This is a genomic window from Corallococcus sp. CA053C, from assembly GCF_003611675.1.
GTDB lineage: Bacteria > Myxococcota > Myxococcia > Myxococcales > Myxococcaceae > Corallococcus.
Genome location: NZ_RAWA01000612.1, coordinates 1 through 3,944, shown reverse-complemented (window position 1 = coordinate 3,944; position 3,944 = coordinate 1). Strand labels below are relative to the sequence as shown.

The window sequence follows — 3,944 nt, the reverse complement described above, 5'->3', positions numbered from 1 at the left end:
ATTGAACCCTCCACATCCTGTCCCCCCGTCCCGCCCCTGGGACGCCCGGAGGCCCTCGCCATGAGCCTGGGAATCGAGGGCCACCCGCTGCTCCTCCAGCCCCAGGAAGTGGTGGGCAGCTACCGCCTGCTCAAGCGCCTGGCCACGGGTGGCTACGGCACCGTCTTCCTCGCGGAGACCGGGGGCTTCCCCGTGGCGCTGAAGTTCGCGCTCCAGGGGCCCCAGGACTCCGAGGACGGCTCGCAGGTGGACGCGCGCACGCTCAAGGAGGTGAGCGTCCTGCACCGCATGGCCCACCCCAACGTGGTGGCGCTGCGCGGCTACCACCGCTGGCCGCACCCGCGCACGGGCTACCTCTTCCTCGTGATGGACTACGTGGAGGGGCCCACGCTGTCGGACTGGGCCCTGCAATCCCGCCCCACGCCACGGCAGGTGGCGCGCCTGTTCGCGGAGCTGGCGCTGACGCTGGACTTCATCCACCGCGCGGGCGTGCGCCACCGCGACATCAAGGGCAGCAACATCATCGTGCGCGCATCGGATGAGCGGCCGGTGCTGGTGGACTTCGGCTCCAGCGACCACGCCTGCGCCGCGCACATCACCGACGGCCGGCCGCCCCCGGGCACGCCCAGCTATCGCAGCCCGGAGCTGCTGCGCTACTGGCTGCGCCACCCCAAGGGCATGGCCCGCTACGTGTACCAGCCCACCGACGACCTCTATGCGCTGGGGCTGGTCCTCTTCGAGGTCCTCACGGGCGACTTCCCCTACGCCGCGAACCTGCCCGCCGAAGCGATGCTGGGCAGCATCCACACCACGCGGGGCCGCTCGGCGCGGGCCATCAACCCGCGCGTGCCCCGGGCCCTCAGCGACATCTGTGAGCGGCTGCTGCGCGAGGACGTGTCCCAGCGCTACCAGATGGGGGCGGACCTCTACGGCGACCTGAACACCGTGCTGGAGCGCGCCCCGGCCAGCTGGGACACGCCCCTGTTCAAGTCCCCGCCGCCCCACGACGCCGTCACCGAGGAGTCCGACGAGTTCTTCGACGGCAACGAGGAGGCCCGCGAGATGCGCCGCTGGGCCCGGGCGTCGGAGCGGCGGGCCCCGGGCGCCGCGCCCCACTCCAGCTCGCCCGGGGCAGGCGTGCCCGTCTCGGGCCCCTCCCTGGGGCTGGCCGCGCCGAAGCCCCCGCCGATGCCCTGGCTCGTGGCCCGGCGGCTCGCGTGGCGGCGCCTGTGGGCGCGGTGGGCGCGGCGTCTGGGATTGCGCCGGGACGACTGAACCCTGCACGTCCTCCAGTTTCCAGACGACCCTGGAGGTTTTCCCAACGACAGGGTTTGTGCTACCTGCGGGGTTGAGCGATTCCCGCTCGACCCCCAGGGTTGAAAGGCAGGACATGAAGACGCCCGATACGACGACGGAGGAGATTCCAGGCGTGCCGCGCCGGCCGCGCGTGCTGTTCACGGTGGGAGGCACGGCCTTCGAGTTCGTGCGCAAGCTGGAGGTGCGCGCCACCGGGGAGCTGTTGATGCTGGCGCGCAGGCGCTACCGGGGAGGACTGGGCGGCCCGGTGGTCATCAAGCGGCTGCGCAACCCGTCCGGCTTCGTGGAGCGCAGGCGGCTGGTGGAGGAGGTGGAGCTGACGTTCCGGCTCAACCACCCGGGCATCGCGAAGGTCTACCACCTGAAGGCGTACCGGGGCGTGCCGCACGTGGTGATGGAGTACGTGGAGGGGCGGTCGCTGGACACGGTGCTCAACCTGGTGGCCATGCGCCGCAAGCCCATGTCCCCGGCCTTCGCCGCATGGGTCGTCTCCGAGGTGGCGGAGGCCCTGCACCACGCGCACACGCTGCGAGACGAGTGGAACCGGCCGCTCGGCATCGTCCACCGCGATGTGAGCCCCCGGAACCTGCGGCTGGGCGTGCACGGGGAGGTGAAGCTCACGAACTTCACGGCGGCCTTCTCCACGCTGCCCGGGAGGGAGATCACCAGCCGGCCGCTGGTGAAGGGGGACGTGGCGTACGCGTCACCGGAGGCGCTCCGGCGCGAGCCGCTGGACGCCCGGAGCGACCTGTTCAGCCTGGGGCTGGTGTTGCTGGAGGTGCTGACGGGCACGCACCCGCTGACGCTGGGGGACGCGGCGCCCCCGCCGCCGCCGGACCTGCCGCAGGTGCAGGCGCAGGGGCCCACGTGGATGCCCTTGACGGAGGTGGCGGCGCGGATGGCGCTGGTGGGTACGAGGGAGGTGGAGCACCTGGCGCGCGACGTGCCGGAGGGCCTGCGGGCGGTGGTGGTCCAGGCGCTGCGCCAGTCCCCGGCCGAGCGCTTCAGCACGGCGGCGGAGCTGGCGGCGGTCCTGCGCGAGTGGCTGCGCGAGCACGCGCCCGGCTACGGACGGCAGGCCGCGGCGGAGGAGGTGGCGGAGGCGGCCCGGGAGGCCACCGGCCGGCGCAACCAGGCGGAGCTGCTGGAGGGAGGGCTGCACCCGGCGGAGCTGACCTCCGACGAGGCCGCGATGTCCTCCGAGCCGATCCTCCCGCCGCCCTTCCTCGGAGGTGAGGACGTGACGCCCAGCGTGCACGACGAGCCCCTGCCCGTGGACGCGGCGGGGCTGGACGAGCTGGCCGGGCCGGATGAGGAGAGCCTGGAGGACGACGACCTGGAGGATGACAGTCACGAACCGGTGTGAACCCGCTGCAAGGGTTTCAGAGCAGGGCGCAGCCAGACCTGATGCGGAACACGTCAAATCCAGACAGCCCGCGCTCCCTCCTGAACCCCAGACATCGACAGAAGTTCCACCCAGGCATCCACGCTCACCAGAGGCCTCCCCGCGTGTCGCCCGGACGCCACGCACAGGAGGGCCTCGATGCCTGGTCGCCTGCCCTCCAGCCTCCCCATGGTCGCCCCCGAAGCAGGTTGCCGGACACCCGGACCGTTACGACCCTCAGTCGGACGGAGGAATCCATCATGGCCGACAACGACAAGCGCTCAGCTCCCACTCAGCCCACCGAGGACTTCTACGGGCGCCCCGACACGCAGCCGTCCTCCCGCGAGGGCCAGGGTTCCACTCCCTCCTCCCCCCGCGATGAAGCCGCCGACCGCACCGTCCACCAGGGCCGCGACACCGACGATGACGACGACCAGCCGCCCCGCCCCGAGCTGACCGAAGCCGACGAGAAGGGCATCCGCCCCCGCGAGGCCAGCGACGGGGACGACCGCGACCTCACACCCCGCGAAGCCAGCGGCGTCCACCCGTATGACCCACGCGCACGCCACGCCGAGGCCGCGCTCGATGACATCTCGGACGGTGACGGGCCCCGCAGCGACGCGGGCACCAACCCACTCCCGCGCGCCTACTTCGACGGCCACCCGGACCGGTATCTGGAGCACTGAAGCAGGCGGTCCTGAAGTCTCCACCCACGGGCCAGACGCCGGGCACACCGCCCCGTCCTGGCCCGTGCCGCGTTTCCAGCCCCCAGGTCAGCCGACGCGGCGGGGCGCGTGCTCCAACCGGTGGGCGTCCACCCACGCCTGCGCCTGCTCCATGGTTTCCACGAAGACCGTGTCGAAGCTGGCCGCGTGGCCCGTGAGCAACATCGCCACCGACATCGCCTTGCCCACCACGCGCTGCGACAGGTCCGACCCCACGTACACCACCGAGCGCATCCACTCCGCGCGCACGTGGTTCGCCAGGTACTTGCGCGACTCGGCCGGCAGCTCCGAGCCCGGCACCTCCGCCACCAGGTAGAACGGCCCGTGCGCCGCCATCTCTTCATAGACGCGCAGGGCCCACTTCGCGTCCTGCAACCCCACGACGCCCGTGTACTTCGTATGCAATGCGTCCGGCGCCAGCATGCGGATGCGATGCGCTCCGCACGTCCACTCGCGTGATTGATCCATTTGGTCACTCCCCCCAGCCCAGAAGTCAGGCTTCCCTTCCACCCTACGAC

Annotated in this window: 4 protein-coding genes; 3 read left to right on the top strand and 1 reads right to left on the bottom strand. The window is 71.8% G+C overall.

What is annotated here, in order from left to right; genetic code table 11:
- Positions 1–60 precede the first annotated feature (60 nt).
- The 3 genes from D7V97_RS40925 (at position 61) to D7V97_RS40915 (ending at position 3,387) form a co-directional block, all read left to right on the top strand.
- Complete coding sequence (locus D7V97_RS40925; RefSeq protein ID WP_120615971.1) at positions 61–1,275, top strand: serine/threonine-protein kinase; 1,215 nt, start codon at positions 61–63, stop codon at positions 1,273–1,275.
- 115 nt (positions 1,276–1,390) lie between these two features.
- Positions 1,391–2,683 carry a serine/threonine-protein kinase gene (locus D7V97_RS40920; protein WP_199729151.1) on the top strand — a complete coding sequence of 431 codons (1,293 nt, stop codon included), beginning with the start codon at positions 1,391–1,393 and terminating at the stop codon, positions 2,681–2,683.
- A 278-nt stretch (positions 2,684–2,961) separates the two neighbouring features.
- Positions 2,962–3,387 carry a hypothetical protein gene (locus D7V97_RS40915; RefSeq protein WP_233583556.1) on the top strand — a complete coding sequence of 142 codons (426 nt, stop codon included), beginning with the start codon at positions 2,962–2,964 and terminating at the stop codon, positions 3,385–3,387.
- An 87-nt stretch (positions 3,388–3,474) separates the two neighbouring features.
- Here D7V97_RS40915 and D7V97_RS40910 read toward each other — a convergent pair whose 3' ends face one another.
- Positions 3,475–3,894, bottom strand: coding sequence for an STAS/SEC14 domain-containing protein (locus D7V97_RS40910; RefSeq protein ID WP_147445198.1), 420 nt, complete (start codon positions 3,892–3,894; stop codon positions 3,475–3,477).
- Between the last annotated feature and the right edge of the window lie 50 nt (positions 3,895–3,944).